This is a genomic window from Curtobacterium sp. YC1 (assembly GCF_016267665.1).
In the GTDB taxonomy this organism is placed as follows: Bacteria; Actinomycetota; Actinomycetes; order Actinomycetales; family Microbacteriaceae; genus Curtobacterium.
The window spans coordinates 1478369-1503641 of sequence record NZ_CP066341.1 but is presented as its reverse complement, the minus strand read 5'-3'; the positions used below and the strand labels follow the sequence as shown (position 1 = coordinate 1503641).

At 72.7% G+C, this 25273-nt stretch carries 27 protein-coding genes and 1 other RNA gene; 11 read left to right on the top strand and 17 right to left on the bottom strand.

What is annotated here, in order from left to right:
• Positions 1–174: 174 nt before the first annotated feature.
• Positions 175–354: an SPOR domain-containing protein gene (locus I8920_RS07145; protein WP_198658430.1), complete on the bottom strand. Its 180-nt coding sequence runs from the start codon at positions 352–354 to the stop codon at positions 175–177.
• An 86-nt stretch (positions 355–440) separates the two neighbouring features.
• Here I8920_RS07145 and map point away from each other — a divergent pair, with 86 nt between their 5' ends.
• The 3 genes from map to rnpB all read left to right on the top strand — a co-directional run bounded on the left by map (position 441) and on the right by rnpB (position 2571).
• On the top strand, positions 441–1304 hold the full coding sequence (gene map / locus I8920_RS07140) for a type I methionyl aminopeptidase (RefSeq protein WP_198658429.1): 864 nt from the start codon (positions 441–443) through the stop codon (positions 1302–1304).
• Between the two features lie 94 nt (positions 1305–1398).
• Entirely contained in the window at positions 1399–2148 is a 750-nt protein-coding gene (ppgK, locus tag I8920_RS07135) for a polyphosphate--glucose phosphotransferase (RefSeq protein ID WP_198658428.1), read from the top strand.
• Positions 2149–2210: 62 nt separating this feature from the next.
• An RNA gene (gene rnpB, locus I8920_RS07130) (RNase P RNA component class A) lies at positions 2211–2571 on the top strand.
• Between the two features lie 349 nt (positions 2572–2920).
• On the opposite strand, the gene I8920_RS07125 is transcribed toward rnpB, so the two are convergent.
• From I8920_RS07125 to I8920_RS07085, 9 genes are all read right to left on the bottom strand, one after another.
• Positions 2921–3655: a zinc ribbon domain-containing protein gene (locus I8920_RS07125; protein ID WP_198658427.1), complete on the bottom strand. Its 735-nt coding sequence runs from the start codon at positions 3653–3655 to the stop codon at positions 2921–2923.
• A 2-nt stretch (positions 3656–3657) separates the two neighbouring features.
• Positions 3658–4503, bottom strand: coding sequence for a Nif3-like dinuclear metal center hexameric protein (locus I8920_RS07120; protein ID WP_198658426.1), 846 nt, complete (start codon positions 4501–4503; stop codon positions 3658–3660).
• 73 nt (positions 4504–4576) lie between these two features.
• Complete coding sequence (locus I8920_RS07115; RefSeq protein ID WP_198658425.1) at positions 4577–5554, bottom strand: hypothetical protein; 978 nt, start codon at positions 5552–5554, stop codon at positions 4577–4579.
• A 181-nt stretch (positions 5555–5735) separates the two neighbouring features.
• A complete protein-coding gene (locus I8920_RS07110; RefSeq protein WP_198658424.1) occupies positions 5736–6719 on the bottom strand; it encodes a helix-turn-helix transcriptional regulator in 984 nt (327 codons plus the stop codon).
• Between the two features lie 100 nt (positions 6720–6819).
• Positions 6820–7233: an ATP-binding protein gene (locus I8920_RS07105; RefSeq protein ID WP_225558925.1), complete on the bottom strand. Its 414-nt coding sequence runs from the start codon at positions 7231–7233 to the stop codon at positions 6820–6822.
• Positions 7233–7568, bottom strand: coding sequence for an STAS domain-containing protein (locus tag I8920_RS07100; RefSeq protein WP_017886068.1), 336 nt, complete (start codon positions 7566–7568; stop codon positions 7233–7235). The genes I8920_RS07105 and I8920_RS07100 overlap by 1 nt, the downstream gene beginning before the upstream one ends.
• Positions 7569–7629: 61 nt before the next feature.
• Positions 7630–8838, bottom strand: a complete 1209-nt coding sequence (locus I8920_RS07095) for a multidrug effflux MFS transporter (protein WP_232832851.1) — start codon at positions 8836–8838, stop codon at positions 7630–7632.
• 132 nt (positions 8839–8970) lie between these two features.
• Complete coding sequence (locus I8920_RS07090; RefSeq protein ID WP_198658422.1) at positions 8971–11628, bottom strand: phosphoenolpyruvate carboxylase; 2658 nt, start codon at positions 11626–11628, stop codon at positions 8971–8973.
• A gap of 125 nt (positions 11629–11753) precedes the next feature.
• Positions 11754–12437, bottom strand: a complete 684-nt coding sequence (locus tag I8920_RS07085) for a biliverdin-producing heme oxygenase (protein WP_198658421.1) — start codon at positions 12435–12437, stop codon at positions 11754–11756.
• Between the two features lie 81 nt (positions 12438–12518).
• On the opposite strand from I8920_RS07085, the gene I8920_RS07080 reads away from it, so the two are divergent.
• Both I8920_RS07080 and I8920_RS07075 read left to right on the top strand, forming a co-directional pair.
• A complete protein-coding gene (locus I8920_RS07080) occupies positions 12519–13364 on the top strand; it encodes a siderophore-interacting protein (protein ID WP_198658420.1) in 846 nt (281 codons plus the stop codon).
• A 64-nt stretch (positions 13365–13428) separates the two neighbouring features.
• On the top strand, positions 13429–13995 hold the full coding sequence (locus I8920_RS07075) for a GIY-YIG nuclease family protein (protein WP_198658419.1): 567 nt from the start codon (positions 13429–13431) through the stop codon (positions 13993–13995).
• Between the two features lie 8 nt (positions 13996–14003).
• Here the strand turns inward: I8920_RS07075 and I8920_RS07070 are convergent, their stop codons facing one another.
• The 4 genes from I8920_RS07070 to I8920_RS07055 form a co-directional block, all read right to left on the bottom strand.
• Positions 14004–15554 (bottom strand): GMC family oxidoreductase, encoded by a 1551-nt coding sequence (locus tag I8920_RS07070; protein WP_198658418.1) that lies wholly within the window; start codon positions 15552–15554, stop codon positions 14004–14006.
• The gene (locus I8920_RS07065) at positions 15551–16921 is read right to left on the bottom strand and encodes an alpha/beta fold hydrolase (RefSeq protein ID WP_198658417.1); all 1371 of its coding nucleotides are present in this window, start codon (positions 16919–16921) and stop codon (positions 15551–15553) included. Before I8920_RS07065 ends, I8920_RS07070 begins: the two co-directional genes overlap by 4 nt.
• Positions 16922–17000: 79 nt before the next feature.
• Complete coding sequence (locus tag I8920_RS07060; protein ID WP_198658416.1) at positions 17001–17969, bottom strand: zinc-ribbon domain-containing protein; 969 nt, start codon at positions 17967–17969, stop codon at positions 17001–17003.
• 38 nt (positions 17970–18007) lie between these two features.
• Positions 18008–18259 carry a DUF4287 domain-containing protein gene (locus I8920_RS07055; protein ID WP_198658415.1) on the bottom strand — a complete coding sequence of 84 codons (252 nt, stop codon included), beginning with the start codon at positions 18257–18259 and terminating at the stop codon, positions 18008–18010.
• 36 nt (positions 18260–18295) lie between these two features.
• Between I8920_RS07055 and I8920_RS07050 the strand changes: the two genes are divergently transcribed.
• From I8920_RS07050 to I8920_RS07035, 4 genes are all read left to right on the top strand, one after another.
• A complete protein-coding gene (locus I8920_RS07050; RefSeq protein ID WP_198658414.1) occupies positions 18296–18856 on the top strand; it encodes a histidine phosphatase family protein in 561 nt (186 codons plus the stop codon).
• A gap of 161 nt (positions 18857–19017) precedes the next feature.
• Positions 19018–20019, top strand: coding sequence for a carbohydrate ABC transporter permease (locus tag I8920_RS07045; RefSeq protein ID WP_198658413.1), 1002 nt, complete (start codon positions 19018–19020; stop codon positions 20017–20019).
• A 4-nt stretch (positions 20020–20023) separates the two neighbouring features.
• Positions 20024–20941 (top strand): carbohydrate ABC transporter permease, encoded by a 918-nt coding sequence (locus I8920_RS07040; RefSeq protein WP_225558936.1) that lies wholly within the window; start codon positions 20024–20026, stop codon positions 20939–20941.
• Positions 20938–22326, top strand: coding sequence for an ABC transporter substrate-binding protein (locus I8920_RS07035; protein WP_198658412.1), 1389 nt, complete (start codon positions 20938–20940; stop codon positions 22324–22326). Before I8920_RS07040 ends, I8920_RS07035 begins: the two co-directional genes overlap by 4 nt.
• Before the next feature lie 120 nt (positions 22327–22446).
• On the opposite strand, the gene I8920_RS07030 is transcribed toward I8920_RS07035, so the two are convergent.
• The gene (locus I8920_RS07030) at positions 22447–23409 is read right to left on the bottom strand and encodes an SDR family NAD(P)-dependent oxidoreductase (RefSeq protein WP_198658411.1); all 963 of its coding nucleotides are present in this window, start codon (positions 23407–23409) and stop codon (positions 22447–22449) included.
• A 76-nt stretch (positions 23410–23485) separates the two neighbouring features.
• Here I8920_RS07030 and I8920_RS07025 point away from each other — a divergent pair, with 76 nt between their 5' ends.
• Both I8920_RS07025 and I8920_RS07020 read left to right on the top strand, forming a co-directional pair.
• Entirely contained in the window at positions 23486–23746 is a 261-nt protein-coding gene (locus I8920_RS07025; RefSeq protein WP_198658410.1) for a hypothetical protein, read from the top strand.
• A 105-nt stretch (positions 23747–23851) separates the two neighbouring features.
• Complete coding sequence (locus I8920_RS07020; RefSeq protein ID WP_198658409.1) at positions 23852–24685, top strand: glycoside hydrolase family 16 protein; 834 nt, start codon at positions 23852–23854, stop codon at positions 24683–24685.
• A 6-nt stretch (positions 24686–24691) separates the two neighbouring features.
• On the opposite strand, the gene I8920_RS07015 is transcribed toward I8920_RS07020, so the two are convergent.
• Together I8920_RS07015 and I8920_RS07010 are read right to left on the bottom strand one after the other, a co-directional pair.
• Positions 24692–24889, bottom strand: coding sequence for a hypothetical protein (locus I8920_RS07015; protein WP_198658408.1), 198 nt, complete (start codon positions 24887–24889; stop codon positions 24692–24694).
• A gap of 37 nt (positions 24890–24926) precedes the next feature.
• A complete protein-coding gene (locus tag I8920_RS07010) occupies positions 24927–25265 on the bottom strand; it encodes a DUF3140 domain-containing protein (protein WP_198658407.1) in 339 nt (112 codons plus the stop codon).
• Between the last annotated feature and the right edge of the window lie 8 nt (positions 25266–25273).

Here is a 25273-nt window from a genome sequence, read left to right as displayed (position 1 = left end):
TCCGTGTATCGGGTGGTCGCCGGGCGACCGTCTCCCCAGGCTAGTGGTCCGGACCCCGCCAGGGGCGCCTGCGACGCACCCCGGGTCGGACGGGAGGCCCGTGGCGACGCCGCCCCGTGCCTCCCGTCCGCGCCGGGGTCGCGGCCCGGGCCGCGGCGGCGTCCGTGGTCGGGGTCAGCGGTCCTCGGCGTCCCACTTCTGGTTGTTGGCCGCGATGCGGTCGAGGGCGTGCTGCGCCTCGTCGCGGGTCGCGAACGGGCCGATCCGGTCGCGCTGCGGGGACTGCGGGCCCTGCTCGACCTGACCGGTCTTGTCGTTGAACCACCACTGGGACTCGATGCGTTCGTCGCTCATGCCGCCACCGTACCCACGCGGGGGTCGAGCGGTCCGGGCGCGGGCGGTTGCGGTCGGCGCGTCGAGCCGCGGCTAGAGTGGTCGGCATGCCCCGGGACGAACACGGACACCTGACCGCCGGCCGGATCTCCCCGCACCGCCCCGTCCCGAAGGACATCGAGCGCCCCGAGTACGTCGGGAAGGTCGAGCCGCACGAGCACGGGCTGGGCGACACGTACTCTCCCGACGAGGTCGAGCGCATCCGCGCCGCCGGTCGCATCGCGTCGCAGGCCATCGACGCCGTCGGGGCCGCCATCCGCCCCGGCATCACCACGGACGAACTCGACCGCATCGGGCACGAGTTCGTCGTCGCCCACGGCGCCTACCCCTCGACGCTCGGCTACCGCGGGTACCCGAAGTCGCTCTGCTCGTCGCTGAACGAGGTCATCTGCCACGGGATCCCCGACGACACCGTGCTGCAGGAGGGCGACCTCGTCAACATCGACATCACCGCCTACAAGGACGGCATGCACGGGGACACGAACCGCACGTTCGTCGTCGGGCAGGCCTCGCAGGAGGTCACCGACCTGGTCGAGCGCACGCGCACCGCGATGGAACGCGGCATCAAGGCCGTCGCCCCGGGTCGCCAGGTCAACGTGATCGGCCGGGCGATCGAGGCGTACGCGAAGCGCTTCGGCTACGGCGTGGTCCGCGACTACACCGGGCACGGCGTCGGCAGGGCCTTCCACTCCGGCCTGATCATCCCCCACCACGACGCCCCGCAGTACGACACCGTCATCGAGCCGGGCATGGTTTTCACCATCGAGCCCATGCTGACGCTCGGCGGCATCGAGGCGGACATCTGGTCGGACGACTGGACGGTCTCGACGCGCGACAAGTCGTGGACCGCCCAGTTCGAGCACACCCTCGTCGTCACCGAGCGCGGCGCGGAGCTCCTCACCGTCTCCTGACCGGGAGCCGTTCCCTGACCGGGAGCCGTTCCCTTGACCGGGACCCCTTCCTGACCGGGCACCGCCGGCAGGCAACCGAAAGGCACGACACCTCATGACCTCCCTCGCAGTCGGCGTCGACATCGGCGGAACGGGCATCAAGGGCGCGATCGTCGACGTCGCGACCGGCGCCCTCACCACGGACCGCATCAAGAAGGCCACCCCCGAGGGTGGCAAGCCCAACGACATCACCGCGGTGGTCCGCGAGATCATCGGCGAGCTCGCACCGGCCGACGACGTGGCCGTCGGTGTGTGCTTCCCGGCGATCGTGCGCGACGGCAAGACGATGTCCGCGGCGAACGTCTCGAAGAAGTGGATCGGGTTCGAGGCCGAGGCACTGTTCGAGAAGGAGCTCGGCCGCGCGATCCACTTCGTGAACGACGCCGACGCCGCAGGGTTCGCGGAGCAGCAGTTCGGCGCCGCCAAGGGCAAGGACGGCCTGGTCGTCGTCACCACGCTCGGCACCGGCATCGGCACGGCGCTCATCAACGACGGCGTGCTCATCGTGAACTCCGAGCTCGGGCACCTGGAGATCGACGGGCACGACGCCGAGACGCGGGCATCGTTCGCCGCCAAGGAACGCGACGACCTGTCGTGGAAGCACTGGGCGAAGCGCCTGCAGAAGTACTACTCCACCCTCGAGGCGCTGCTCTCCCCCGAGCTGTTCGTCGTCGGCGGCGGGGTGTCGAAGCAGCACGAGGAGTTCCTGCCGCTGCTCGACCTGCAGGCCGACATCATCCCCGCCACCCTGCGGAACAACGCCGGCATCATCGGCGCCGCGACCCTGGCGGCTCGCTCGCGCTGAGCCGAGGTCGCTCGGGCCGGCGCAGTACAGCACCATGAGGCCGGTAGACTCGGCATCGCGAATGGGTCGGTGAGACGGTCGCGTCACTCCCCCGGGAGTGCCGAGGAACGTCCGGGCTCCACAGAGCAGGGCGGTGGGTAACACCCACCCGGAGCAATCCGCGAGACAGTGCCACAGAGAACAGACCGCCGGCGGCGACGTCGGTAAGGGTGAAACGGTGGTGTAAGAGACCACCAGGGGTCCGGGTGACCGGATCCGCTCGGTAAACCTCGCCCGGAGCAAGGTCAGACAGAGGACGCTGAGGCTGCTCGCCGAGTCCTCGGGTAGACCGCTGGAGGCCGACGGCAACGTCGGTCCGAGAGAGATGGCCGTCACCGCTGCGCGAGCGGCGGGACAGAACCCGGCGTACGGCCGGCCCATTCGCCCCCCTGCAGCTGCAACACGCCGGCGTCTTCCCGGCGCGCCCGCATCCTGCCGAGACGCCCCTGGATCCTGCGGCGTCTCGGGCACGACGCGGCGTCGCGCCGACACGACGGCGTCGTGCGTCGAAAGTCGTGCGTCGAGGGACGACACGCCGGCGTCATCGCAGCACGCCCGCATCCCGCCGAGACGCCGCACAAAGCTGCGGCGTCTCGCGCACACCGCGGCGTCAGACCAACACGACGGCGTCGTACAGCAGCAGACAACAAGACGCCGCCGCGCACGCACCCCAGGACAGACGGGAGGCGCGGTGCCAGCCGGCACCGCGCCTCCCGTCCGTCGCGGCGCGGAACTACAGCCCGGACTCGGCCGTCCGCACCAGGATCGCGTCGCTGTCCGGGCACAGCACGACGTCGTCGGGAGCGGCCTGACGGATCGTCTGCAGGTCGGAGTTGGTGAGCGTCACGCCCGAGGCCGTCGACACGCCACCCTGCAGCAGCGAGGCACCGAACCCGTACCGGGCGCGCTGCCGGTCGTACAGCGCGAGCAGGTCGGCCGGCACCTTGGCGGCGACGTCGGCGCGCGCCTGCTCGGCGGACTCGCGGTCCGAGGTCAGCCGGGCGATCTCGGCGTCGCGCTCGGCGACCAGCCCGGCGCGGGCGGCCTCGACCTCGGCGAGCTTCGCCTCGACGTCGCCGACCCGGGCGCGGAGCCCGTCCAGGTTCTCCATGATCTCGAGCTCGGCGGTCTCGAGGCCGCCGATGCGCCGCTGCAGCGACTCCAGCTCGCTCTGCAGCCCCGCGGCGTCCTTCGCGTTGCCGACGTTCTGCAGCATGGTGGTGTCGCGCTCGACCCGGGCCTGGGCCACCGCGGTGTCGGACTCGAGTCGGGCGAGCTCGCGCTCGGCGTCCTCGACCTCGCCGGTTGCCGCGACGAGCTCGCTGCGCAGCCCCGCGGCCTGCTTGCCGAGTTCGGTCAGGCGGTCGCCCTTCTGCAACGAGGTGATGCGGTGCGCGATGCGCGTGACGTCGTTGTCGAGACGCTGGACGTCGAGGAGGATGACCTGGTCATCGGGTGCTGCCTTCATGGTCAGGCTCCTTCTGTGGGGGTGGTGGGGTCGGCTGCCGGCAGGACGGCGAAGTCCCACGGGTCGGTTCGGAGGTCGCTCACGGTGACGCGGACGCCCGCGCGGGAGCGGAGTTGCTCGGCGGCGACGTCGAGCCAGAGCCACTCGGTGGCCCAGTGCGAGGTGTCGATGAGGGCCGGGCCGCCGCCGAGCAGGGCCTGCTCGCGGAACTCGGACGCCGGGTGGTGGCGGAGGTCGCTCGTGATGTACACGTCGGCGTCGAGCACGGCGGGGTGCCCGAGCAACGAGTCCCCGGCTCCCGCGCAGAGCGCCACGGTGCGGACGGGCTGGTCGAAGGCGCCGGAGACGCGGACCCCGGTCGCGGTGGGCGGCAGCAGGTCGACGAGTCGGCGGGCGAGCAGCCCCAGGGTGGTGCCCTCGGGGAGCACCCCGACCCGACCGATGCCCGTCGCGGGGTCGGCACCGGCGTCGAGCGGACGCTGCTCGGTCAGGCCCAGGCGGTCGGCGAGCACGGCCGAGGTGCCGGTCGTGACGACGTCGGCGTTGGTGTGGGCCGCGACGAGGGCACTGCCGCCGCGCACCAGGGTGGCGAGGACGCTGCCCTTGTAGGTCGTCTCCGCGATGGTCGTGACGCCGCGCAGCAGCAGCGGGTGGTGCGTGAGCAGCAGGCCGGCACCGAGCTGGACGGCCTCGCGAGCGGTGTCCGGCACGGCGTCGACGGCGAGGTGCACGTGGTCGACCGTGGCGTCCGGGTCACCCGCGACGAGCCCGACGGCGTCCCACGACTCGGCACCGGCGGCGGGCCACAGGTCCTCGATGACGGCCTGGAGTTCGCGGAGCGTCGGCATCCCGTCAGTCTACCGAGGCGACCGCCCCGGCGGCGGTCGCCGACCCGCACGAGCCGTGCGGGCCTCCCGGCCGTCAGCGGCGACCGAGGACGCCGAGCAGGCGGGCGACGAGCCGCGACCACCATCCGGCAGCGGCCGGCTCGGCGGGGGTGGGCGACGCGACGGGCGCCTCCGGCACGGTCGGGGCGAGCGGCGCTGCGACGGCGTCCGGCAGCACGACCGGGGTGCTGGCGGTGACGCCCTGGTGCGCGGTGAGCGCTGCGGCGAAGGCCGCACGGTCGATGACCGTGGGGCCGGTGGCCGGCAGGACGAGCGGGGTGGGTCGCGTGGTCGCGGACACCGGTGAGGCGGACGGGAGGCCCAGCACCGGTCGCGCCGGCTCGTCGCGTTCCGGGGTGACCAGCTCGACGACCGGGGTGACGGGGGTCACGGCGGGTGCGGAGGCCGCGACGACGTCCGTCGGGACCGGTGCGGGCCGGACGGGGACCGCGACGGGCGCGGTCCCGGCGCGACGCAGGGCGGACTGCTCGCGGCGGTCGGCCTCGAGCGCGGCGTCGGCGAGCAGGTCGGCGAAGACGGTGTGCGCGAAGGCGCGGGCGGCGGTCACCTCGGGGTCGTCCGAGCCGGCCACGGAGGCCTCCCACGCGGCGAGCCGGGCGAGGTCCTCGTCGCGGCGGCGGACCTCGTCCTCCAGCAGGACGATGCGCTCGATGGTGCTGCGGCCGGTCGACGACGAGACCTGGACGGCGAGGTCCTCGATGCGCAGGGCCAGGCGCTCCGGCGGCTCGGGGAACGACGGAGCGCAGGCCGCCGCATGGCGGGCGCGGTCACGGCGGAAGGCGGGTGCGACGACGGCGTCCGTCGCCTCGGCGTCCGCGGTCGTCGCGACGTGCGCCGCGGTGTCCGGGCGCCGGATCGGGCCGGTGACGGGCGGGACGACGAGGTCCGGCACGTACGGGGCGCGGGTGGCGGGGGCGTCGCGGAGCCAGGCCTCGAGCTCGCGGCCGAACGGGTCCACGAGCGGGGTGCGTGCGCCGGACTGGGTCTCCATGCCCGAAGCATAAATATCGGACGGCCCGGAACCGCGCACATCCGCGGTGTGTCGCGGCACGAGATCCCTCGCGGTCACGGACGTGAGCGGCGTGTCGCAGCGGTCGACGGGAGCACCGCCAGCGGGTCGAGCCGAGCTGATCGGTGCGGGACCGGGACGCCCGTGGAGCGTCCGCCCTGGTTCAGGGCCGACGCGTGACGGGGCGGGGCTGCTGCAGCGTGTCGCGGGGGTACTGGCCGAAGCGCGCCGCGTAGGCCGCCGAGAACCGGCCGAGGTGCGCGAACCCCCACCGCACCGCGACGCTCGCCACCGTGGTCTCCGCGGCAGACGCGCGCTCGAGCTCCTCGTGCACCCGGTCGAGTCGGATGCCGCGGAGCAGCGCGTTCGGGGCGACCCCCACCTGCCGCTGGAACGCCTGCTGCAGACCACGCACGCTCAGGCCGACGTGCTCGGCGACGTCGGTGGTGGTGATCGGGGTGTGCGCGAACGCGTGCATGAACTCGACCGCCTGGCGGACGCGACCGGCGGCGCCGGCGAGCAGCGGGATCTCCGGCGCGCGGTGCTCGTGCGGGAAGGTCCGGAGGAAGGCGATCGCGGTCTCGCGGACCGTCTCGGCCAGGGCCAGCTCGGTGAGCGGGGCAGGCCCGAACACGGCTGCCGCGGCCCGCTGGACCTGTTCGTTCCAGCCCCGCAGGTCGGCGGGCGCCGGGATCGCGGTGTGGTCGAACACGAGTGATCCGCGGCGGGTGCCGTGCAGCTCGGCGGCGACGCCCTCCAGGTAGTCCCGGTCGAACTGCACCAGGTTCTGTCGGAGGTCCTGCAGGTCGAAGGCGAAGGGGCGATCGTTCGGGAACAGCCGCGGCGCACCGGGGACCAGGTCGACGTCCTGCCGTCCGACCCGGAGCCGGCCGCCGCCGTCCGAGGTCCACGTGGCGACGAACTCGTCGTCGACCTCGAGCTCGCCCTGCATGCGCCCGTCGAACCGGGTGGACCGCAGCGTCATCGCGTCGTCGCCGACGACGCGGAACCGGTACGCGAACGGTCGGTCCGTCCGGGTCGCCGAGAAGCCCGCGCTCGCGTAGGCCTCTTCGTACAACTGCACGGCCGAGTCGAGTTCGGTGCCCGACGCCTCGAAGCTGATCCGGGGATCGGGTTCGGCATCCATCGCGCGAATCGTCACACGGCGCACCCGCTCGACCGAAACCGACGCGGCGGTCCTGCGGATTCCGTCCGGTCGAGTGCGCTCCGTGGACGACGGAAGAGCCTCAGTGGCGGTCGCGCAGCACCGTCCACCGGTTCCGGTCGGCGACGCGTTCGTACCGCAGGTCGTCGACCACCATGCGCACGAGTGCGAGTCCTCGCCCGCTCTCGGCGAGGTCGTCCGGCAGCTCCGCGGCGTCCGTGTCGACTGCGGCCGCGACGCCGTCGTCGGAGAGCAGCGCCTGGAACCGGTCACGCCCGATCTCGAGCCGGAGCTCGCACGAGACGCCGTCACGACGTGCGCCGTGCTCGATCACGTTCGAGGTGAGCTCGACGATGGCGAGCTCGAGCGCCATGCGGTCCTCGGCGGAGACCGTGGGCTCGTCCCGCCAGACGCCGGCGAGGAACTCGTGCACGGCGGACACGTCGTCCGGCGGGCACGCCAGTGCGAGCATGTGCTCGGCGACGGGTGCGGTCATCACCAGTCGGTCACCGCGGCGTCCCCGTCGGGGTACGTGCGCAGGATCTTGTCGATGTTGGACAGTTTGAGCACCATCTGGACCTGCTCGGATGGTGCGGCGATGCGCAGGTCGCCGCCGGCCTGCCGCGCGGTCTTCAGGCTGCCGACCAGCGCGCCGAGCCCGGACGAGTCCATGAACTCGACCCCGGACAGCTCGACGACCAGGCGGGACCGGCCGTTGCCGACGATCTGGGCGACGGTCTCGCGGAACGTGGGCGCGGAGACCATGTTCAGCCGGCCGCTGCACTCCAGGACGGCGGTGTCGGTCTCCGCCTCGTGTACGACGATGTCCATGTCGGTGGGTCTCCCTCGGATCGGTGCGCCTTGCAACCAGCAACCTACCGGCTGCGAGCCGTCACGTGTCGAGGCCGTGCCGACGGGACGCCGTGACCTGGACGACGACCGCCGCCGCCATCAGCACGGCCATCACCCCGCCCATGGCCAGCGCGGTGCCGCCGAGGGCTCCGGCCAGCGGGGTGCCGAGGCCCCCGATGCCGAAGGTGAGGCCGCCCTGCAGCGCCGCCGCGGTGCCCGGATGCGCCGCGCCGACGTGCTGCGTGCGCGTCATCGCGGCCGGCAGCACGAAGCCCCACGCGGCCGTGACGACGGCGAGGGCGCACCACACGGGGACCGGTCCGAGTCCGAGCAGCGCGGACACCACGATCGCCGTCGCGCCGAGGGTGCCGACCGCGAGCCCGAGGCTGAGCAGGGCGTCCTCGGAGAACCGTCCGACCAGGCGGCCGAACAGCAGCGTCGTCACGATCATCATCGAGGCGTTCGTGGCGAAGACCAGGGTGTACAGCTCCTCGGAGAACCCGAACTCGCGCTGGAACACGAAGGAGCTCGTGGCGATGTACGCGAAGAAGCCGACGGTGGACAGCACCCCGCTCAGCACGTAGGCGCGGAACCGCGGGATCGCCAGGAGCTCCCGGATGCGGCGGCCGTTGGCGGCGAACCCGACCCCTCCCCGACGCTCCGGGGGCAGGGTCTCGCGGAAGCGCAGCACCACGCTCACGAAGAACGCCGCCCCGAGCACGGCGAGCACGACGAACATCCACCGCCACGTGCCGACCGTGAGCACCGCGCCACCGGCGAGCGGCGCCACGACCGGCCCGATCGCGTTGATCGCCGCGAGGGTGCCGAAGACCCGGGCCATCCGCGTGCCGCTCGTGACGTCGGACACCATCGCCCGGCCCGCGACGGCACCGGCGGCCCCGGCGAGCCCCTGGACGACCCGGGCGACGATCAGGGTCACCACGTCCGGCGCGAGCGCACACCCCAGCGACGCCAGGGCGAACAGCGCCGTGCCGACGACGAGCATCGGCCGCCGTCCCACGCCGTCGCTGACGGGCCCGACGAGCAGCTGCCCGACCGCGAACGCCACCAGGAACGCCGTGAGCGACAGCTGCACCGCGCCGGGCGTCGTGCCGAGGTCGCGGGCGATGGCCGGCAGCGCGGGGATGTACATGTCCGTCGCGAACGGCGACACCCCGACCACGAGCGCCAGCGGCACGATCGGTGGCAGCCCGGTGGTCGTCGGTCTCCGCATGCGCTCCGTCGTCACCGCCGCCACGCTACGCGACGGCGGAGCCGACGGTCCGTGACCGTCCGGCACCGCGGCCCGGGACGTGCGCGCAGACGGACGGGCGGCCCGTGGCGGCGTCGCCACGGGCCTCCCGTCCGTCCCGCGCGGGCGTCAGCCCGTGTTCTGCAGGCCGGCGGCGATCCCGTTCACGGTGAGCAGCAGCAGGCGGTGGTCGGCGTCCGTCGGATCGGTGCTGCCGGACGTCCGGATGGCGCGGAGTGCGCGCAGCTGCAGGTGCGACAACGCGTCGACGTACGGGCTGCGCAGACGGACGGCGCGGGCGAGGACCGGGCGGTCGGCGAGCACGTCGCTGCCACCGGAGATGCGGAGCACCCAGTCACGGGTGCGCGCCATCTCGTCGAGCACCTTCGCGGCGAGGTCGTCGCGGTCGGCGAGCTCGAGGTACCGGCGGGCGATGTGCTCGTCGGTCTTCGCGAGCGACATCTCGACGTTCTTCACCATCGCGCCGAACAGCGGCCACTCGGCGGCGGCTGCCCGGAGCACGTCGACGTCGCCGACGGCCTCGAGCGCGGACCCCAGCCCGTACCAGCCGGCCAGGTTGATGCGCGCCTGCGTCCACGAGAACACCCACGGGATGGCGCGGAGGTCCTCCAACGACTCCACCGACAGGCCGCGGCGCGCCGGACGGGAGCCGAGCGGCAGCAGGCCGATCTCCTCCATCGGGGTCACGCGGGCGAACCACGGTGCGAAGCCGTCGGCCTTCACGAGGTCGTAGAACGCGGCCCGGGACACGTCGTCGAGCTGCTGCGCCAGGTCGGTGAACCGGCTCGCGGCGTCGGCCGTGCGGGCCTCGTTCGACGGCGACGAGGCGAACAGCGTCGCCGAGGCCATCTGCTCGAGGTGCCGGGCCGCGATGTCCTGGTCGCCGTACTGGGCGAAGATGACCTCGCCCTGCTCGGTGAGCTTGAGGCGCCCGTCGATCGACCCCGGCGGCTGCGCGAGGACGGCCTCGTTCGCCGGTCCCCCGCCGCGTCCGAGCGATCCGCCCCGACCGTGGAACAGCGTGAGCTCGACGTCGTTGTCGCGCGCCCAGTCGGCGATGCGGGCCTGCGCCTCGTAGAGCGCGAGGTTCGCGGACACCGGGCCGACGTCCTTCGACGAGTCCGAGTACCCGAGCATGACCTCGAGACGACGACCCGTGACGGCCAGGCGGCGCTGGAACGCCTCGGTGCGCACGGCCTCGTCGAGGATGTCGACGCTGGCGTGCAGGTCGGCGAAGGTCTCGAACAGCGGGATGACGTCGAGGACGGGCGCTGCCTCAGGCGAGCCGAGCGCGGCGGCCGCGAGCTCGTGCACGTTCGCCAGATCGGCGGGCGACTGCGTGAACGAGACGATGTAGCGGTGCGCGGCGCGGACGCCGTAGCGCGCCTGCAGTGCGGCGATCGTGCGGAAGACGGCGAGGACCTCTTCCGTGGTCTCGCTCAGGTCGCCACCGGCGCGGATCTCGGCCAGGGCCGTGCGGTGCACCTGCGAGTGCTGGCGGACCTCGAGTTCGGCCAGGTGGAACCCGAAGGTCTCGACCTGCCAGATGAGGTTCTGCAGCTCGCCGTTCGCCGGACGGACCGCACCGGCGGCGACGAGCGACGACTGCACGGTGCGGAGGTCGACGAGCAGCGCCTCGGGGCCGTCGTACGCGAGCGGCGCGGTGCCGGTGCGGGTGGCGTCGATCCGGGCGGCGACGAACAGCAGCGCGCGGCGGTGGGTCTCGTTCGGCGCACGGACGCCGATGCGTTCCGCGATGGCGGGGTCGAGCGACTCCTGTGCGGCGACGAGCGCGGTGAGCCCGGCGTCGGCGGGGGTGTCCGTCGCGCTCAGCGTGAGGGCGCTGCCGATGCGGGTCGTCGCCCGGGCCAGCCCGAGCAGGACGTGCTCGGCGGCGATCTCGGCCGCCTGGCGGGTGACCTCGGCGGTGACGTGCGGGTTGCCGTCGCGGTCGCCGCCGATCCAGGTGCCGAACCGCACGAACGCGGGGGCGACCACGGGGGCGCGACCGGCGTCGTCGCCCTGCAGCCGGTCGTCGAGCAGGCGGTAGACCTGCGGGACGATCTCGAACAGCGTCTGGTCGAACACGCTCATCGCGGTGCGGACCTCGTCGAGCGGGGTCGGGCGGGTGGTGCGGAGCGGCGACGTGCGCAGGAGGGTCGTGATCTCCTCGAGCAGCCGGCGCTCGTTCTCGGCACGGGCCGTCGCGTTGCGGGTGCGGTCGCGCTCGTCGATGAGGTCGGTGATGCGCCGGACCCCGGTGGTCACCGCGCGCCGACGGGCCTCGGTCGGGTGCGCCGTGAGCACGGGGTGGAAGCGCAGGCTGCGGAGGCGCTCGGCAGCCCGGGCCTCGCCGACCTCGGACACGAGCTCGGCGTAGGTGGCGGGGAACGAGTCGCCCGCCGTGCCGCCGTCGTCGCCGCGCTGGCGCAGCACGCGCACGCGGTGGTGCTCCTCGGCCAGGTTCGTCAGGTGGAAGTACGTCGTGAACGCCTGCGCGACGGCCTCAGCCCGCTCGGCCGACATCGCCGACACGATCGCCTGGGCGCGTGCGGCGCCCTCGGCGTGGTCGCCCTCGTAGGCGTCGATCACCGCGGCGCGCAGTGACTCCACGTCGTGGAGCAGCTCGTCGCCGCCGTTCTCGCGCAGCACCCGGCCGAGCAGGTTGCCGAGGTACCGCACGTCGGCGCGCAGGTCGCTGTCGACCGCGCCGCTGACGTCGTCCCGCGCGCGCTCGTGGCGCGTCGCTCCGTCGATGGCCGTCATGGAGTCCTTCCGTGGTCGTCCGGGAGGCTCCTCCCGGGTCCCAGCAGCGTATCGGCCCCCGGGGTCGCATGACGTCGACCGTCCGGACGGACCACCCGGCCCCGACGGATGTCGGGCGACGGGGCTCAGGCCAGGACCGGCACGGCCGTCGGCCCGGCGTTCGGACCGCGGCGGGCGTCGAGACCGGCGAGCAGCCCCCGGTCGAGTGCGGCGGCGAGCTCGACCTCGGCGATCACGCGCTCCTGTTCCTCGGCCGACCACGGCGCCGCGTCGAGCTGCGCACGGTAGGTCTCCTCGAAACCGCTCGGGTCGGCGACCTGGTCGAAGATGTAGAACAGCACGCCGTTCGTCTCGAACCCGAACCGCTCCCCCAGGAGCCGGCCGATCAGCTGTCCGCCGGACACGTCGCCGAGGTACCGCGTGTAGTGGTGCGCGACGAAGCCGCCCGGCCAGGTCGCGGCGACCTCGTTGAGCCGCCGGACGTAGGCGGTCGTCGCGGGCAGCGGGCACACGAGCTCCGACCAGTCCGGGCCGATCAGGTACTCCAGGTCCGCACGGATGGCGGGCATGCGGGTGAGCTGCGAGGTCACGAACGGGGCCGCCACCGGGTGGTCCGCCATCCGCTCGGCCGCACGCTCGAGGGCGTCGTACACGAAGGCGTACTGGCCGAGCAGGTCCGCGTGGTCGGCGACGTCGACGTCACGCCCACCGAGCAGGTCCCGCAGGAAGCCGCTGCCGGCCGGGTCGCCGTGCGAGCGCTGCGTGCGTCGTCGCAGCACCTCGGAGAACGGGGTGACGGTCGTGTCCATGAGGTGAGGCTAACCTCAGTTGCGGCGCGTCCACCAGGGTTCACCCAGGAGCCGCCGACCACCGAGAGGAAGCAGTCCGCGATGAGCGCCAAGCCGAAACGCCCCCAGCACGTCTTCGTCGTCGACCGCACCGAGCGGCTCTCGCCCCACATGGTGCGGGTCCACCTGGGCGGTCCGGCCTTCGAGGACTTCGTCGCCGAGGCCGACCCGGACCGGCTCGCCGCCACCGACAAGTACGTGAAGCTCCTGCTCGCGAAGCCGTCGCTGGGCCTCGAACCGCCGTACGACCTCGAGGCGCTGCGCGAGACCCTGCCGAAGCAGGACCGGCCCGCCCGCCGCACCTACACGGTCCGCACCGTCGACCACACCACGCGGACCATCGCGATCGACTTCGTCGTGCACGGCGACGACGGGCTCGCGGGACCCTGGGCAGCGTCCGCGCAGCCCGGCGACCGGCTCGCACTGTCCGGGCCGGGCGGCGGCTACGCGCCGTCGGTCGACCCGGCCGTGACGCACGTCCTGCTGGGCGACGACAGCGCCCTGCCCGCCATCGGCGCCGCGCTCGAGACGATGCCCGCCACCGCGACGGGCGTCGCCCTGGTCGAGGTCGCCGGTCCGGCCGACGAGCAGGACGTCCCGCACCCGGCCGGGGTCGACCTGCGGTGGCTGCACCGCGACGCCACCGGCGCCCAGCCGGGCACGCTCCTGCTGGAGACGGCGCGGGCGCTGCCCCGCGCCTCCCGGCCGGTGCAGGTCTTCGCGCACGGCGAGCGGACCGCGATGAAGGGGATCCGCCGGCTGCTGCAGGACGACTGGGGACTCGAGAAGTCCGAGATGTCGCTGTCGGCGTACTGGGCGGTCGGTCGCGGCGAGGACCGGTTCCAGGAGGAGAAGCGCGAGCCCGTCGGCGTCATCTTCGCCGACTGAGCACGCCGTCGGCGTCGGCCCGGAGGCCCGCGGCACGTCGGTGGCCGCGGCTAGCGTTCCGGACATGGTCACCTCGTCGTGCTGCGTCCCGGGCTGCGCCGGCGTGCCCGCGCCCGGACTCACGGGCGTCCCGCTGTGCGGCGCGCACGTCGTGCTCGTCGCCGACCTCGCCGCCGAGCACGCCGGTGTCGAGGACGTCCTGCCCGGCCCGTGCCCGCTCTGCGGCTCACGCACCGGGGTCCGCTACCCGTCCGGCACGGTGTGCGCGCGCTGCGAGTGGCGGTGGGGCGAGGTGCCCGACGGCGACCTCGCTCCCCCGCGCGTGGACGTCGTGTACTACCTGCGGATGCGCGACGACTTCGGCGACCGGATCAAGATCGGCACCACGACGAACCCCCGGCAGCGGTTGGCGGCCATCCCCCACCAGGACCTGCTCGCGTTCGAACGCGGCGACCGCACGCTCGAACGCCGACGCCACGCGACCTTCGCCGGATCGCGGTACCCGGGCACCGAGTGGTTCCGGGTCACCCCGGAACTGCTCGCCCACGTGGACACGGTCGCCGCCGGGGTGCAGGACCCGTGGGACCTGCACGCCCGGTGGACGAGCGAGGCGCTCGCGCTGCGCGGCTGACCCGTCGGTCAGGCGGCCTGCAGCACGCGGTCGGCGGTCCGGAGCGAGAGCGCCATGATCGTCAGGGCCGGGTTCGCGATCACGGCGCTCGGGAAGACCGAGTTGTCGGCGATCCACAGGTTCGGGACGTCCCACGAGCGACCGTCGGCGTCGACGACGGAGGTCTCGCGGTCGGTGCCCATGCGTGCCGTGCCGATGGTGTGGGCGGTGCGCTCGAGCACGCGGACGTCCCTGCCCCCGGCGGCCTCGACGATCGTCGTCATGGTCCGGACGGCGTGGGCACGGATGGCCTCCTCGTTGGAGCCCGGGGTGAACGTGACCCGCGCCCGGGGCACGCCGTGCTCGTCGAGTTCGTCGGACAGCTCCAGCCGGTTCTGCTCGTACGGCAGGCACTCGGCGTTGATGCCGACCCCCGCCGAGAACGGGTAGTCCTGCAGCGCACGGACGAGCTCGGCCCCGCGCAGGCCGCCGCCGCGCACCAGCGTGGTCGCGAACGTCAGGGGCTGCACGCCGAGGCTCTGGATCAGGTAGCCACCCGCGAAGTCGGCGTCGGCCGGGCGGACGAAGTCCTCGGTGATGATCGACGACGGGTAGCCGCGGTACGAGCGCATCGACTCGTCGAACCGCGCCCACACCTGGGTCGCGCCGTGGGCCGTGAAGTTCCGGCCGACCTGCCCGCTGCCGTTCGCGACGCCGGTGTGCAGGAGCAGCCGGGGGGTCTCGACGCCGCCGGCGGCCAGCACCAGGGCACGGCAGCGCTGCCGGTGTTCGCGGCCGCCGCTCGTGTACACGACCGCCTCGACCCGACCCGCCGCGTCGAGCTCGATGCCGTGCACGAACGACTCCGGACGGATCTCCGCGCCGAACGCCACCGCGGCGGGCAGGTACGTCGTGTCCATCGACACCTTCGCGCCGTTGCGGCAGCCCTGGTGGCAGGAACCGCACGAAACGCACGCCTGCCGCAGGCCGTGGTGCTCCTGGTGGCGGTCCTCGGTGGTCAGACCGACGGGGGCGTCGGTGGCCGTGATGCCCACGGCGGCGGTGCCGCGCATCATCATGTCCGACGACGCGTTCCGGGCCGGCGGGCGCATCCGGTAGCGGCGGGACGGGTCCCACGGGTAGTGCTCGGGGCCGGCGACGCCGACGTCGTGCTCGACCTGCTCGATCCAGCCGGTCAGCTCGGCGTGGCTGATCGGCCAGTCCTGCCCCGCACCGGTCTCGGTCCGCAGCCGCAGGTCGTGCTCGCTCGGACGCGGGGTGAACGCGCCCCAGTGCAGCGTCGACCCGCCGACGCCGGTGCCGCTGTTGTTCGGGCCGAAGGCGGTGGGGGCGCCGCCGCCGCTCAGGCGGTCGTCCATCCAGTTGATGTCGCCGGGGGCCGCGACCTCGTCGGGGACGTGGTCGCCCGGCTCGGTGTTGCGGCCGGCCTCGAGCGCGACGACCGTCAGGCCGCGGCGCGCCAGGGAGGCCAGCAGGGGTGCTCCGCCGGCTCCCGTGCCGACCACGACCACGTCGACGACGTCGTCCGTGCCGTGGGTGCGCTGTCCGTCGAGTCTCATCGTGCTGCTCCGGTCGTCGGTGCGGTGGGGTGGGTGGTGGTCGGGGCGTCCGGCTCCCAGGCCTCGCGGGTGTCCGCGGCGAACAGCTGGAAGCCCTGCTTGCGGACGCCGTCGCCGCCGTTCGCGTAGCCGTCGAAGTCGATGGCCGCCATGGTCGCGGGGTGGGCGAGCCACTGCTTCACGAGGTCGACGCTGGCGTCCTCGAACCAGGCACGGAGCTGCTCGGCGTCGAGCGCACCGTCGGCCCGGTAGCGGCCGACGGCCACCGCCTCGAGCGCTCGGTCGAGGGCGCCGTCGCGTGCCGGCGCCGCGAGGACGTCGAGGGCCGCGCGGTAGGCGTCGACGTCGGCGGGCATGCCGTCCGGTCGCCAGCCGTCCCCGAGGCCCGCGGCGAGCTGGGCGTCGACGCGCAGGGCGAGGTCGACCTGCGCGTCACCGGGCTGCGGCACGACCACGCGGGCGATCGCACGGAGGGTCTGCAGCTGCACGTCGGTCAGCGCGCGCGGTGCGGCGGCGGGGTCGTCCGGCAGCGCCCGCTCGGCGAGCAGCCCCCGGGTGCGGGCGCTCACGCGCGGCGAGGCGATCACCCGGGCGTGGTCGACGGGCACGACGGGGCTGCCGACCAGGCGGCGGTGCACGAAGTCGCGGACGAGTGCTGCGACCGCCGCGGGCTGCTCCCACGGCAGCAGGTGTGCGGCACCGTCCACGACGTGCAGCTCGCTGTCCGGCCAGTGCGGGAGCGTCAGGGCCCGCTGCGCGTCGGCGTCCAGGTCGCCGTCCTCGGCACCGGCGAGCACCAGGGCCGGCACCGGGTTCGGCGCGGCGGCCGACCAGTCCTCGCGGCTGCCGCGGGTGAGCCAGTCGGTCCACGCACGCGGGTCGGTCCGCTCGACGTCCTGCACCGCCGTCACGTGGCGCTCCGGCGACAGGGTGGACGCGGTGTTCGCGGCGACGAACTCCTCCGCGTGCACGGGTGCGATCGGGCCGTCCGCCGCCCAGGCCAGCATCGTCCGGCGGCGCTCGTCGTCCATCGGCTCCGGGGACAGCGGCGACGCCGCGAGCAGCACCACGGCGCGGAGGCCGAACAGCCCGTTCGCGCCCGACATCGTCCGGTCGGCGACGACGGTCGCGACCTTGCCGCCCATCGAGTGGCCGACGAGCACCCACTCCGTCACGCCGCTCGCCCCGACGGCGCGCTCGACCAGGACGGCCATCTCCTCGACCGTGGTGCCCGACGACGCCGGGCTGCGGCCGAAGCCGGGCAGGTCGATGCCGATGAGGTCGAGGTCCCCGGCGAGCTCGGAGCGCAGCAGGGCGAACTCCTCGGAACTCGCGCCGAGCGCGTGCAGGCAGAAGGCGGTGATCACCATGCATGCCTACCGGTCGTGCGCGGGGCCTCACAGCGGTCCTGTACCCCGAAGGGTGATCCGGGGTACATCGGTCCCGTCATCGCGCGTACGCGTCCACGAACAGGGCACCGCGGATCTCGCGCAGGGTGTCCGCGAGGCGCGCGAGGGTGCGGCCCGAGATCCCGGAGACCTCGAGGTCGTACGGCCCGATCGCCGGCAGCCGGCCGGTGCGGATGCGCACGACCTCCCACCCGACGGCCCGGACGGCGCGGTCCTTCCGGCGGTCCGTGTCCTGACGCGCGCCGACGTGCTCGAGGCCGTGGCGTCCGGTCGAGTCGTACTCGATGGCGACGCGGAGCTCGGGCAGGAGGATGTCCGGCCACACCTCGACGTGGTCGAAGAACGGGCGGTCCAGCCGGATCGCCGAGTGGCCCTCGGTGAAGGCGAACCGTTCGGACAGCGCGGCCCGGAGCTCGGCCTCGACCGCCGAGGCCGGCGCGGGGGCGCACACGCTCGTGAAGGACTCCCCCGACGGCAGGCGCGGGGTCTTCGGGCAGATCGTGCGTGGTGCGGCGGGAGCCGTCCGTCTCGGGGCACCCGCGGCCGGTCGCCGCCCGCCGGCCCGGCTCGACGCGACCGCTCCGGCCGGCACACCGCGCGCCGGGGCGGCGGGGAGCGTCTGCCGTCCCGTGGTGCGGACCACCCGCTGGGGCACCGGCACGGCGGCCGGCCAGTCCGACGGCAGCACCGGCCAGCGCTGCGGGCTCGCCTGCACGGCGCACTCCGGGCACCAGACGGATCGCCGGCGTTCGCGGCCGGGACGGGAGCGCTGCTCGGCCGGGGTCGCGACGAAGAGGTGCCCGACGTCGCACTCCCAGGTCAGGAGCACCTCGGCCGCCGGGGGCACCTGGGTCAGGACGACGCCGTGGTTCCGGTCCGGGTGGTACTGGCGGATGAGCACCGGGTAGGAGGCCCAGTCGGCGCGGAACTGCCCGACGGCGTACGGCACCTGCTGGCCGCGCGACCACTGCCGGCGGCGCCACCACGCATCGACGGGTTCGACCACGTCCTCACGCTAGGCAGGACCACCGACAGCGGATCCCCTCAGGACCCGAGTGCCTGCCGGACGTACGCGACGAGGGCGTTCGCGTGGCCGTGTCCGAGACCGTGCTCGGTCTTCAGCCAGGCGACGACCTCCATGTGCCGGCGGTCGTCCAGGCGAGCCGCGACCAGGTCCAGCCACTCCTGGACCGGCCGACTGTACGTCTGCTCGATGCTCGGGAAGTACGACGCCGGCCCCTTCGCCGGCTTGCCGTCCGCCGGGGGTCCCGGGGCGGTCACGCGATGCGCTGTCATGCGGCCACGGTAGCGCCGCCGTGCGAGGATCGCCGGATGGTGTCGTCCTTCCTGACCCACGCCGAGGTCGTCGTCGACCCCGCCGTACCGATCGGGTCGTGGGGACTGTCCCCCGAGGGCCGATGCCGCGCCGCGCAGGCACCCGCCCTGGCGTGGGGACCCGGCGACCGCCGCATCGTCTCGAGCACCGAACGCAAGGCGGTCGAGACCGCCGAGGTGCTCGGTGCGGCGGTCGGCACGCCGGTCGACCGCGACCCGCTGCTCGGCGAGATCGACCGCAGCGCCACGGGGTACCTGCCCCCGGCCGCGTTCGACGCGGTGGTCGACGCGTTCTTCGCGGAGCCCGAGCGGTCCGTCCGCGGGTGGGAGCGCGCGGTCGACGCGCAGGCGCGGATCGTCCGGGCCGTGCAGGCGCACTGCGCCGCCGGTGACGTCACGATCGTCTCGCACGGCGCCGTGGGCGCACTCCTCCTCGCCCACCTGCGCGGGGTGCCGATCACCCGCGCCCTCGACCAGCCCGGCATGGGGAGCGTCTTCTCCTTCGACGCGACCGCCTGGCAGGCCACGGGCGACTGGGTCCGCCTGCCGGCCCACTGACGCGGCGGGGCGCACGCCCGGTTCTGCCCTGCACCACGAGCAGTCCGGACGGTTGACCCCACGAGCGGCCCTTCTTTAGCATCGCACCCGAACGGTTTCGTCCATCGAATGGACGGAACCGATCGGCCACATTGGGGTGGCCAGGACGCGAAGGGGCGCTCGTGACGACGACGACACGGACCGGCACGACAGCAGCAGCCAGACCCACCACCGACCTCCGGGGCACGCCACCGCGACGACGGCCACACGAGCGGCATCCCTGGACCGCCGCCGAGAAGCGCCGGGTCCGGCTCGGACTCGCCTTCGTCTCACCGTGGATCATCGGTGTGCTCGTGTTCGTCGGGTACCCGCTCGTGTACTCGTTCGCGATCAGCCTGACCCGGTACTCGGGCATGCAGGAGGCGACCTGGGTCGGCTTCGGCAACTACGCCGCGGCGTTCATCGACCCGCTCGTGCACACCGCCGTCGGCAACACGGTCTTCTACGCCGCCATCGCCGTGCCGCTCGGCATCGTCGTGGCGATCGTGATCGCCATCGCCATGAACCAGGACGTCCGCGAGATCAGCTGGTACCGCACGGCGCTCTACATCCCGTCGCTCATCCCGACGTTCGCGCTGGCGTTCATCTTCGTGGTGCTCGTCAACCCGCAGACCGGCCTGGTGAACCAGGCCCTCAAGGTGTTCGGCGTGCCCGCGACGAACCTGCTCGGCGACCCGACGACGGCGAAGCTCGTGATCATCGCGCTCGCACAGATGGGTGCCGGGAACGCGGCACTCATCTTCCTCGCGGGCATGCGCGGGATCCCGAAGACGCTCTACGAGGCTGCTCGCGTCGACGGCGCCGGTCCGGTCCGCCAGTTCTTCGCGCTGACGCTGCCGCTGCTGTCGCCGGTGATCCTGTTCAACCTCATCACGGGCATCAGCAACGGGCTGCAGGTCTTCACCGAGGCGTACGTCATCTCGTCGGGCACCGGCGGCCTCGGCAGCCCGGACAACGGGACGCTCTTCTACATGCTCTACCTGTACAAGAACGCGTTCAGCTACGCGCAGCTCGGCTTCGCGAGTGCGATGGCCGTCCTGCTGTTCCTGGCCGGCATGCTCCTGTCGGGGCTCGTCTACTGGCTGTCCAAGCGCTTCGTCAACTACGACGTGACCGGGGAGTGACGACGTGACCACCGAGACCCCCGTGACCACCGAGTCCGTCACGACCGCCGCCACCCGTGGGGACCGCGGCCGTTCCCGGAACGCCGACGGTTCCGTTCGGTCCGTCTGGTCGTCCGTCACGGCCCGGATCATCCTCATCGCGATGAGCGTCCTGTTCCTCGTGCCGATCTACTGGATGGTCATCTCCGCCCTCAAGGGCAACACCGAGCTCGGCGCGTTCCCGGCCACCTGGTACCCGCACTGGCTCGACTGGGGGAACTTCGCCCAGGCCGTCCAGGCGATGCCGTTCCTCACGTTCTTCCGGAACACGCTCGTCATCACGGCGCTCGTGACCGTCTTCTCGGTGCTGTCGAACCTGGTGATCGCCTACGGCTTCGCGTGCATCGAGTGGCGCGGCCGCGACCGGCTCTTCTACGTGGTGCTCGCGACGCTGTTCATCCCGTTCCCGGTCACGCTCATCCCGATGTTCGACCTGTACGCCCGGCTCGGCTGGATCAACACGTTCCTGCCGCTCGTCGTGCCGGCGATGTTCGGGTCGGCGTTCTACACGTTCCTGCTCCGGCAGTTCCTGCTGCAGGTGCCGAAGGACCTGCTCGACGCGGCCCGGATGGACGGGGCGTCGGAGTGGCGGATCCTGTGGACGATCGTCTTCCCGCAGGCGCGGGCGGCGCTCGTCACGGTCGGCATCTTCGCCGCGGTCGGAGCGTGGAACGACTTCCTCGGGCCGCTCATCTACCTACAGGACCAGGACGTGCAGACGCTGTCGATCGGCCTGCAGGTGTTCCGCCTCACCAACTCCGAGGACTTCCAGTTCAACCAGCTGATGGCGGCGTCGGTGCTCATCATCCTGCCGCTCGTCGTCCTGTTCTTCGTGTTCCAGCGGACGTTCCTGAAGGGCGTCCAGATCGGGAGCTTCAAGTGACCAGCGCATTCGACCGCCGCACCTTCCTGCGCGGATCCGCCGCCACGGTCGGTGCCGGAGCCCTCGCGCTCCTCGCCGCGTCGTGTGCGAGCAACCCGGGTCGGGGAAACCCCGACGAGGTCTCGCTCTGGGGTGTGGGCGGCACGTTCGTCCCGTTCCAGACGAAGGTCATCGAGCAGTTCCAGCGACTCCACCCCGAGGTCACGGTGAACGTCGACGTCGTCCCGTCGCAGGGCACCGGCGACGCGACGAGCATCATCACCGCGGTCCGCGGCGGCACCGCACCGGACCTGTGGCTGCTCGACCGGTTCAGCGCGGCCCAGTACGCGGCCATCGGCCTCATCGAACCGATCGACGACCTCATCGCGCAGTACGAGGACCAGTCGAAGGAGGACTTCCTGGCGCAGTGGCTCGGCTTCGCCGTCGGCGAGGTCACCTACGAGGGCAAGACCTACGGCCTGCCGCACGACACCGACGCCCGGGGCATGTTCGTCAACCGCACGATGCTCCGCGACGCGGGCGTCGACCCCGACGAGTTCGACTGGGAACGGAACGGACCCGTCACGATGGACCGGATGTGGGAGGTCAGCGAGCGCGTCACGAAGCGCTCCGGTGTCGACTACACGCACGTGGGCCTGCTCCCCTGGTACGGCGAGGGATGGCCGTTCACCTGGGGCCTGGGGCTCGGTGCCTCGTACTACGACCAGCAGACCTCGCACATGACGATGACCGACCCGGGCGTGCGGCGGGTCTTCGAGTTCTACGAGGACTGGGCGGGACGCTACGGCTACAAGGCCGCCGACACCTTCATCGCCACCTACGAGCCGACCGGCCACCCGCCCGGGCAGACCGCGTTCCTGGCGAACCGCATGGCCTTCATGGTGAGCGTGCCCTCGACCATCCAGACGTTCGACAACCACGGCCCCGACGACCTGGACTGGACCACGGCCTTCCTGCCGGTGCAGCAGGCCGACGATCCGGAGTACACCTGGTCCGGCGGGTACGCCCTGTGCCTGCCGAAGGGGTCGAAGAAGACCAAGGCCGTGTGGGACCTGATGAAGTACTTCACGGGCGAACGCGGCCAGCGGACCTACATGGTGCCGGCCACGAGCGTCCCGACGAACATCGCCGCGCTCGAGGACCCGGAGGGTTCGGCGCCGTCGATCCGCTACTTCGTCGAGTCGATCGCGGCCTCGACCTGCCGCCCGCCGCTGCCCGTGGGCGGTGCCTGGTGGGACGCCCTGGCCGACGCGCGCTCGAGCGTCCTGCTCGGCACGGCGACCGCGGAGCAGGCCGTCGCACGCGCCCAGGACCGTGTCGACCCGATGATGCAGACCTTCGCGCCGTTCGCCCTGCCCGAGGACTACGACGACATCCGGGTCTGACGGGCCGAGGACCGGAACCCGGCACCGCCCGCGCGACGCTGCGGGGTGCGCGCAGGCACACGACGGACGGGAGGCGCGGTGCCAGCTGGCACCGCGCCTCCCGTCCGACGTGGCTCGCGACTACCGCCGAGAGCGGCCGAGCACGACCGCGCCGACCGCCGCGGCCGCGCCGAGCCAGACGAGCGGGCGCGTGACGCGCCGTCGCTTCGCGACCCAGCCGCCGTCCGTGGCGTTGCCCGCGTCGGCGGGCGCGTACAGGTTGCCGTCGGTCGGCTGCTGCTTGCCGCGCAGCGCGAACGTCTGCACCATCGGCTTCGTGATCTTGTGGAACAGCCCCGGGAACACGTACTGCAGCGGCACGAGCGAGGCCTGGATGCGACCGACGAAGCGGTACCGCTTGGGGTGGGTGGCGGCCGTGACGACGGCGCGGCCGGCGCGCTCGACGGAGACCGTCGGCGGCAGCGGGTGCGAGGCCTTGCCGGTGTAGTTGGCCCCGTTCTGGTAGATCGGGGTGTCGATGGTCGACGGCAGCAGCGCCGTGAACTGGATGCCGGTGCCCGCGAACTCATCGCCGAGCACGTCGACCAGGCCGAGCGCCGCGTGCTTGCTCGTGACGTACGCCGACTGGTACGGCGCCGACAGCAGCGACTGGATCGAGCCGACGAGCACGTACGTGCCCTTGCCGCGCTGCTTCCAGTGCGGCAGCAGGTGGGTGATCGCGTTGAGGTGCCCGTACAGGTTCGTGTCCACGACACGCTTGAACGCCTCGGTCGGGGTCTGCTCGAACAGCCCGTAGACGAACAGCGCGGCGTTGCCGACGAAGACGTCGATGCGGCCGAACCGGGTGGTCACCGTGCTGATGAGGTCCTTGACCTGGTGCTCGTCGGCCACGTCGGTACGGATCGCGATCGCCTCGGCACCGAGCTTCCGGCACTCGGCGGCCGCGGCCTCGAGCGAGTCGTGGCCACGTGCAGCGAGGACGAGCGTGGCGCCCTGTCGGGCGAACTCGTGCGCTGCGGCCCTCCCGATGCCGCTCGATGCTCCGGTGATGACGACGATCTTCCCGCGGTACCGATGTCCCATGGGTCCTTGGTACCCGCTCGACGGTGCGGCACCGTCCAGTCCCGGCGTACCCCGCCGCCCGGTGCGATGATGGAGCATGCGCAACGACGACCTGACCGTCGACGAGGCCACGGTCATCGCCGAGCACGCGCGCTCCGGCGCACTCGACCTGCAGGACCCCGAGGTCCGCAAGGTCGTCGAGCAGGCGAACCGGGTGCTCGTCCGCACACAGATGTGGGGCGAGGAGCGGAGCCCGAAGCTCCGGCGACGCAGGCGGATCATCGCCGTCGGTGCCCTCGTCATGGTGCTCGTGTGGGTCGCGGCACTGATCGGGCCGCTCGCCGTGCACTTCGGCTGAGCGGTCCTGCGTCCTGCGGACGATTCCGTCCCGGTGCTGGAGTCACGGCTCCGAGTGGGGCATGATCCGACCACCACACCACCATCGCGCTGCAGGGAGCACGACATGGGAGAGCACCTCGATCGACGCCGCTTCATGGCACTCGGACTCGCGGGGGCCGCTGCCACCGCCTTCGGGACGGCCGCGTCCGTCCCGGACCAGGCCGACGCCGCGACCGCACCGGTCCTGCTCGCCGCGGACGAGTTCGACGGTCCGGCCGGCAGCGCACCGAACCCCGCCATCTGGCGGTACGACCTCGGTGCCGGCGGGTGGGGCAACGCCGAGCTGCAGACCTACACGGACACCCGCCGCAACTCCGCGCTCGACGGGGCGGGCAACCTCGTCATCACGGCGCGACGCGAGGCCGACGGGTCGTACACCTCCGCCCGCCTGAAGACCGAGGGCACGTACACCGCGCAGTACGGGCGCATCGAGGCCCGGATCCGGATCCCCCGCGGCCAGGGCATCTGGCCGGCGTTCTGGATGCTCGGCGCCGACATCGGTCAGGTCGGTTGGCCGGCGTGCGGCGAGATCGACGTCATGGAGAACGTCGGGTACGAGCCCACCCTGGTGCACGGCACCGTGCACGGGCCGGGGTACTCGGGCGCGCAGGGCATCTCGTCGACCCGCCAGAATCCGTCGGGAGCGCCCTTCGCCGACGACTTCCACGTCTACGGGGTGGACTGGCGGCCCGGGTCGGTCACCTGGACCGTCGACGGTGTCGCGTACCGCACGGTCACCCGAGCCGACGTCGGCTCGAACCCGTGGGTGTTCGACAAGCCGTTCTTCGTCATCCTCAACGTGGCGGTCGGCGGGACGTGGCCCGGGTCGCCGGACGCGTCGACGTCGTTCCCGCAGCAGATGACGATCGACTGGCTCCGCGTCTTCCAGAGCGCTTAGGCAGGGTCAGGGGCGTCGGTTCCGCGCGAGGAGCCACAGGTAGGTGCTGTGTCCGACGAGCGCCAGCCCGAAGAACACGGCGCCGACGGCGTAGACGCGGTCGAGTTCGCCCTGCCCGATCACGAGCATGACGATGCAGAACGCCACGGCGACGGCGAGGACCCCGACCTGCACGGTCGACCAGATCCGTCGGAAGCGTGGCATGCCCGTCTCGTTCACGGGACCATTCTGCCCGATGCCGTCAGTGCTGCTCCGGGTCGTGTCCCCAGTTCATCAGGGAGTACCGCCACGGGGTGTCGTGCACGTCGCCGTCCGGGCGCTGCTTCGTGTGCCGGGCGACGTACCCGACGACCTTGCGCATGTGGGCGAGGTCGTCGTCGGTCAGGTCGGCCTTGTGCTTCTCGAGGATCCGCACGATGTGCCGACCGCTCTCGTGTCCGGTCGACTCCCCACCGCCGGAGGGCTTCTGTCCGACGGACTTCGACTCGTCGGTGTCGAGCCACTTCCGCAGCTGCGTGGCCGTCATGGTGACCGCCTGGTCGAAGTCGGCCCAGGTCTGCTCGTCGTCGTGCTCGCTCATGCGCCGAG

What these genes read in the sequence shown, in the direction of transcription:
- I8920_RS07145 (WP_198658430.1), bottom strand. Translation starts at nt 354, where the DNA reads ATGAGCGACGAACGCATCGAGTCCCAGTGGTGGTTCAACGACAAGACC.
- map (WP_198658429.1), top strand. Translation starts at nt 441, where the DNA reads ATGCCCCGGGACGAACACGGACACCTGACCGCCGGCCGGATCTCCCCG.
- ppgK (WP_198658428.1), top strand. Translation starts at nt 1,399, where the DNA reads ATGACCTCCCTCGCAGTCGGCGTCGACATCGGCGGAACGGGCATCAAG.
- I8920_RS07125 (WP_198658427.1), bottom strand. Translation starts at nt 3,655, where the DNA reads ATGAAGGCAGCACCCGATGACCAGGTCATCCTCCTCGACGTCCAGCGT.
- I8920_RS07120 (WP_198658426.1), bottom strand. Translation starts at nt 4,503, where the DNA reads ATGCCGACGCTCCGCGAACTCCAGGCCGTCATCGAGGACCTGTGGCCC.
- I8920_RS07115 (WP_198658425.1), bottom strand. Translation starts at nt 5,554, where the DNA reads ATGGAGACCCAGTCCGGCGCACGCACCCCGCTCGTGGACCCGTTCGGC.
- I8920_RS07110 (WP_198658424.1), bottom strand. Translation starts at nt 6,719, where the DNA reads ATGGATGCCGAACCCGATCCCCGGATCAGCTTCGAGGCGTCGGGCACC.
- I8920_RS07105 (WP_225558925.1), bottom strand. Translation starts at nt 7,233, where the DNA reads ATGACCGCACCCGTCGCCGAGCACATGCTCGCACTGGCGTGCCCGCCG.
- I8920_RS07100 (WP_017886068.1), bottom strand. Translation starts at nt 7,568, where the DNA reads ATGGACATCGTCGTACACGAGGCGGAGACCGACACCGCCGTCCTGGAG.
- I8920_RS07090 (WP_198658422.1), bottom strand. Translation starts at nt 11,628, where the DNA reads ATGACGGCCATCGACGGAGCGACGCGCCACGAGCGCGCGCGGGACGAC.
- I8920_RS07085 (WP_198658421.1), bottom strand. Translation starts at nt 12,437, where the DNA reads ATGGACACGACCGTCACCCCGTTCTCCGAGGTGCTGCGACGACGCACG.
- I8920_RS07080 (WP_198658420.1), top strand. Translation starts at nt 12,519, where the DNA reads ATGAGCGCCAAGCCGAAACGCCCCCAGCACGTCTTCGTCGTCGACCGC.
- I8920_RS07075 (WP_198658419.1), top strand. Translation starts at nt 13,429, where the DNA reads ATGGTCACCTCGTCGTGCTGCGTCCCGGGCTGCGCCGGCGTGCCCGCG.
- I8920_RS07070 (WP_198658418.1), bottom strand. Translation starts at nt 15,554, where the DNA reads ATGAGACTCGACGGACAGCGCACCCACGGCACGGACGACGTCGTCGAC.
- I8920_RS07055 (WP_198658415.1), bottom strand. Translation starts at nt 18,259, where the DNA reads ATGACAGCGCATCGCGTGACCGCCCCGGGACCCCCGGCGGACGGCAAG.
- I8920_RS07050 (WP_198658414.1), top strand. Translation starts at nt 18,296, where the DNA reads ATGGTGTCGTCCTTCCTGACCCACGCCGAGGTCGTCGTCGACCCCGCC.
- I8920_RS07030 (WP_198658411.1), bottom strand. Translation starts at nt 23,409, where the DNA reads ATGGGACATCGGTACCGCGGGAAGATCGTCGTCATCACCGGAGCATCG.
- I8920_RS07025 (WP_198658410.1), top strand. Translation starts at nt 23,486, where the DNA reads ATGCGCAACGACGACCTGACCGTCGACGAGGCCACGGTCATCGCCGAG.
- I8920_RS07020 (WP_198658409.1), top strand. Translation starts at nt 23,852, where the DNA reads ATGGGAGAGCACCTCGATCGACGCCGCTTCATGGCACTCGGACTCGCG.
- I8920_RS07015 (WP_198658408.1), bottom strand. Translation starts at nt 24,889, where the DNA reads ATGCCACGCTTCCGACGGATCTGGTCGACCGTGCAGGTCGGGGTCCTC.
- I8920_RS07010 (WP_198658407.1), bottom strand. Translation starts at nt 25,265, where the DNA reads ATGAGCGAGCACGACGACGAGCAGACCTGGGCCGACTTCGACCAGGCG.